This window comes from uncultured Paraglaciecola sp., from assembly GCF_913058035.1.
Lineage (GTDB): Bacteria > Pseudomonadota > Gammaproteobacteria > Enterobacterales > Alteromonadaceae > Paraglaciecola.
The window spans coordinates 1-4,110 of sequence record NZ_CAJXPA010000274.1; the positions used below are offsets into that span (position 1 = coordinate 1).

General features: G+C 38.6%; 2 protein-coding genes. Both read right to left on the bottom strand.

Translation table 11 applies throughout. The features are described 5' to 3' along the window. Window positions 1-251 precede the first annotated feature (251 nt). Window positions 252-1,589 (bottom strand): sigma-54 dependent transcriptional regulator, encoded by a 1,338-nt coding sequence (locus tag QZ562_RS20040; RefSeq protein WP_293764257.1) that lies wholly within the window; start codon window positions 1,587-1,589, stop codon window positions 252-254. 63 nt (window positions 1,590-1,652) lie between these two features. Next, window positions 1,653-3,524, bottom strand: a complete 1,872-nt coding sequence (locus tag QZ562_RS20045; protein ID WP_293764260.1) for an ATP-binding protein — start codon at window positions 3,522-3,524, stop codon at window positions 1,653-1,655. Window positions 3,525-4,110 lie beyond the last annotated feature (586 nt).

Consider the following 4,110-nt stretch of genomic DNA (forward strand, 5'->3'; position numbering starts at 1 on the left):
ATATTATTGGTTTATAAAAATGTATATTTTTTAACACGGGCAAATTCTTGAAATAATAAATTCACCTGTGAGTACTATCTAGCAAAAAGCATGCCAAAGTTACAATTAACTCACAACTCATTGTTTTCATTTGTTATTACATTATTAGTTGTCGATATGCAGAAATAAATGCAATAGTGTTGTCACCAAAGCAACACATTCAAACATAGTAATGTTACCAATCCGACACATCATGAGCGTCTAAAACTAGGTTAAGTTACCTGTATTTGATATTTTTTCATTTTTTCGTATAGCGACTTTCGCGATAGTTGCAGTTGCTCATAGGTTTTTTTAATACTGCCTTCGTTATCTTCCAAAGCACTCACTATCAGTTGTTTCTCAATAGCCGCCATTTGCTCAGACAAGCTCTCATCATCCGATACATTGGCTAAAGCGCCATCTAAATTCATGCCTAAACTTAAACCTAGCACCCAGCGATCGGCTATATTGCGTAACTCACGTACATTACCCGGCCATTCATAAGCCATCAATTGCTTCATTAGACTCGGTGTATATTCAGGAATTTCTTTCCGATAGCGTGTTCGAGCATCGCGTGCTAGATGATGTAGCAGTAGTGGGATATCTTCTTTTCGATCGCGAAGTGGCGGAACTGTTAGGGTAATAACATTTAAACGATAATAGAGATCAGCGCGAAATAGTTGTTGCTGACAAGCTAGTGCCAAGTCTGTCTTAGTGGCCGCAATAAATCTGATATCGAGATTAATAACTTTATTAGAGCCCAAACGCTCTATAGAACGGGTCTCGATCACTCGCAATAATTTAACTTGCAATTCTATTGGCATGGATTCAATTTCATCTAAAAAAATGGTCCCACCATTGGCGTATTCGAGCTTTCCAACACGCTGCTTGTTTGCGCTAGTAAAAGCGCCAGATTCGTGACCAAACAATTCTGACTCCATCATCTCAATCGGAATGGCACCACAATTTAATGCAACAAAGGGCTTGTCTCTGCGTGAACCCTCTTCGTGTAATGCGCGAGTGACGACTTCTTTACCTGAACCTGTTTCACCCCAAATTAAGATATCAACATCGGTTTGAGCAAGCGCCATAGTCTCAGCACGCAAAGTTAACATTGCCGGGGTGCGGCCCACTAAACGCTTATCTAAGCCATCTTGATTGGCAAGTTCATCTCGTAGTGTTCTGTTTTCTAGCACTAGGCGGCGCTTTTCTAAGCCACGAGAAACAGCGCCGACCAATCTATCTGCCGCAAAAGGCTTTTCAATAAAATCATAAGCACCACTGCGCATAGCGCTGACAGCTGTTGAAATATCACCATGACCCGTAATAACAATTGTAGGCAATGCCTGATCTATCTCTAATACTTTTAGTAAAAGCTCTAGTCCATCGATGGCTGGCATTCTTATATCGGTTATTATTACACCATATAAATTACGCGTTATACTATTAAGCGCATCATAGCCATTTTCGTACGCATCCACGTCGTAGCTTGCGAGCTCTAAGCTTTGCGTCAGCGCATGACGTAAATCTTCGTCATCATCTACAATTATTACTTTTGCATTTTTAATCATTACTACTCAGTTTTCTTTAGCAATAGTTGCGAACAACCAAAACAATCGCTAATTTTTAGTTAATTAAGATAACGGTAAGCGTAGTTCAAACACAGTACCGTAACCCTTCGTATCGACACCATTGTCCTTCAGTTCTATTGTTCCTTTAAAGTCATTCAGTAAGGTTGATACTATAAAAAGGCCTAAGCCCAAGCCATTACCAGTTTTCTTCGTCGTATAAAATGCATTAAACATATCGGATCTAATTTTTTCCGAAATTCCCAGCCCTGTGTCTTTTATTAAAATAATGGCATGCCTAGTGTTCCAATCCGTTTTGCTTGCATCTTCTACAAACCATTGAATTTCAACCTTTTGCGATGTACAGCCAGCAACTGCGTCCATAGCGTTAGTTACCAAATTAGTTATTATCTGTAATAGCTTACCTTGCTCACCTTTCAGCTCAATAGATTCAACTGGTGATAATAACCGTAACGACACATTTTGTTTTTTTGCTTGTGGTGATAATAAAATTATCAACTCATCCATCACCGAGTCGACAGAAAAATATTCGTTTTCATGCGTAGACTTGTGTGCAAACCGCCGAAGGGTACTAGTCAGGCCTGCCATTTTATCAACCAGTATGTTAATCCGCAGCAAATTTTCTATTGCGTTTTCAGATTTGTCTTTCTTTATGAAGATAGAGGCATTATCAGCATACGAGCGAATAGCCGTTAATGGCTGGTTATATTCATGCGCTAAAGCGGTAGACATTTGGCCAATACCAGCAAGCTTTGCTGCCTGAATAAATTCATCTTGGGCCTCTCGCAAGTTTCTTTCGACGATACGTCGCTCCTCTATTTCAATATTCAATTGCGTATTGCTAGCACTTAGTTCATGCGTTCTATCCCTCACTTGACGCTCTAGGCGTAATGAAAAAGCAAGCTGTGAACGCTGCTCTTTTAAGCGTCTTTTTTGATGTGCTCGCCACATAAAGAAAGACATAGCAATTAACGACAATATAAGAAAGGTAATAAAAACAGCGTTATTCCTCTGAGAACGAATAGCATCATAATTAACAAACATATGAACATTCCATTCAAGTAACGGTACATACAAAGAAGCTTGCAGAAAAACTCTACCTTCGTTTTCTCCCAGAGCTGTTTTAAACTTCAACTTGCTTTTTGATGTTCGCGAAACGCTATCAACCAGATAATCACTAGTACTAGAATTCCCCCTGGCTAACTTTCTTTTCATAACGCTGTCAGCACTGTCGTTAGAAAAACTGTTATTTTCTAACGCATAATTAAAATAGTGTAAACGCCACTGCCTAACGCTTGACAACAAAACTCGCTGACTCGAGTCAACTATTAGAATAGGATCTGGTAATAATAATAGAACTTGCTCTAAATTTTCTAAGTCGAGCCGAACAACAACTACCCCTAATATTTTATTATCATAAAAAACGGGTGAAGCTATTATATAAAGCCGACTACCTGATTGAGTCACAAAATTACCACGGCCCAAATTACCTTGCATGGCACTGATAAAATAGTCTTCATTAGAAATATTGATTGTCTTCTCTTTAGGCTGATTTGTTCGCAGAATTCTACCCTCTTTGTCGACAATCCAAATATCATTCGCGCCACTAATTCCAATAAAATCCACTGCAAGCTGATTGGCACTTGGAAGAACATCAAGAGGGTTAATGATACGAAGAGCGTGCAGAATATCGGGCCGACGGGAGATCAGGGCGGCAAGGACTGAATATTTTTCAAGACTTGTTTTTAGAGTTGCAGTTTGAAACGCAAGTGTTCCTTGCATGCGCGCATTGGCTTGAGTAACCGCATTACGCTCTGCAAAGTAACCAACTGAAATTAGAATAAAAACAAAGCCTATTAGCCAACAAAAAACACTTAATTGTTCACGATTAAAATATTTACTTTTTGACAGATGCATTCTTTTATTCTTAATCATATCGAACTAATCATATTAATTTTTAAACACATCGAGATAGTTGATGTTTCTCTCTTATTAGACCGACTGTAACTGCTGCCCTGTTTAAATTCATAGCTGAGTGATCAAATAGTATAAGCATAAAACCAACATTTGATTAAACGTCATGCTATTAATTATTAAATCGCCAATGTCTATTATACTTTTCTACCAATAGCTTTTGCACTTTGTTATTAGTTGCCATGTTTTCTCTTTACTAGAGATATGAGTTTGATATTGATGTGATCTGAATCAGTCAGGCTATTTGCTGGCTCAGCTCTAAACGAGTTCAAGTCGGTATAAGTCGATCCGGTCACAAATGATATTTAATCAAACAATACTGGGGCGGAAAAACGACGTACCTAAAAGTGCGTTCAGTATAACCATTTACCTAATTCGCCACCCGAACTGAGTCTTCATTGATGAAACTCATCAACTAACTCATATCCATTAGGTGCTCGCATCAGAAGTTTCATTTTTTAACACAGGTTAGGTTAACTTAACAGGTAGGGTGGTGATGTAATTAATATTGGTTAGGGGGCTATGATAC

Bases quoted from the DNA above. Each gene is read 5' to 3' on its own strand.
- QZ562_RS20040 (WP_293764257.1), bottom strand. From the start codon at position 1,589: ATGATTAAAAATGCAAAAGTAATAATTGTAGATGATGACGAAGATTTA.
- QZ562_RS20045 (WP_293764260.1), bottom strand. From the start codon at position 3,524: ATGCATCTGTCAAAAAGTAAATATTTTAATCGTGAACAATTAAGTGTT.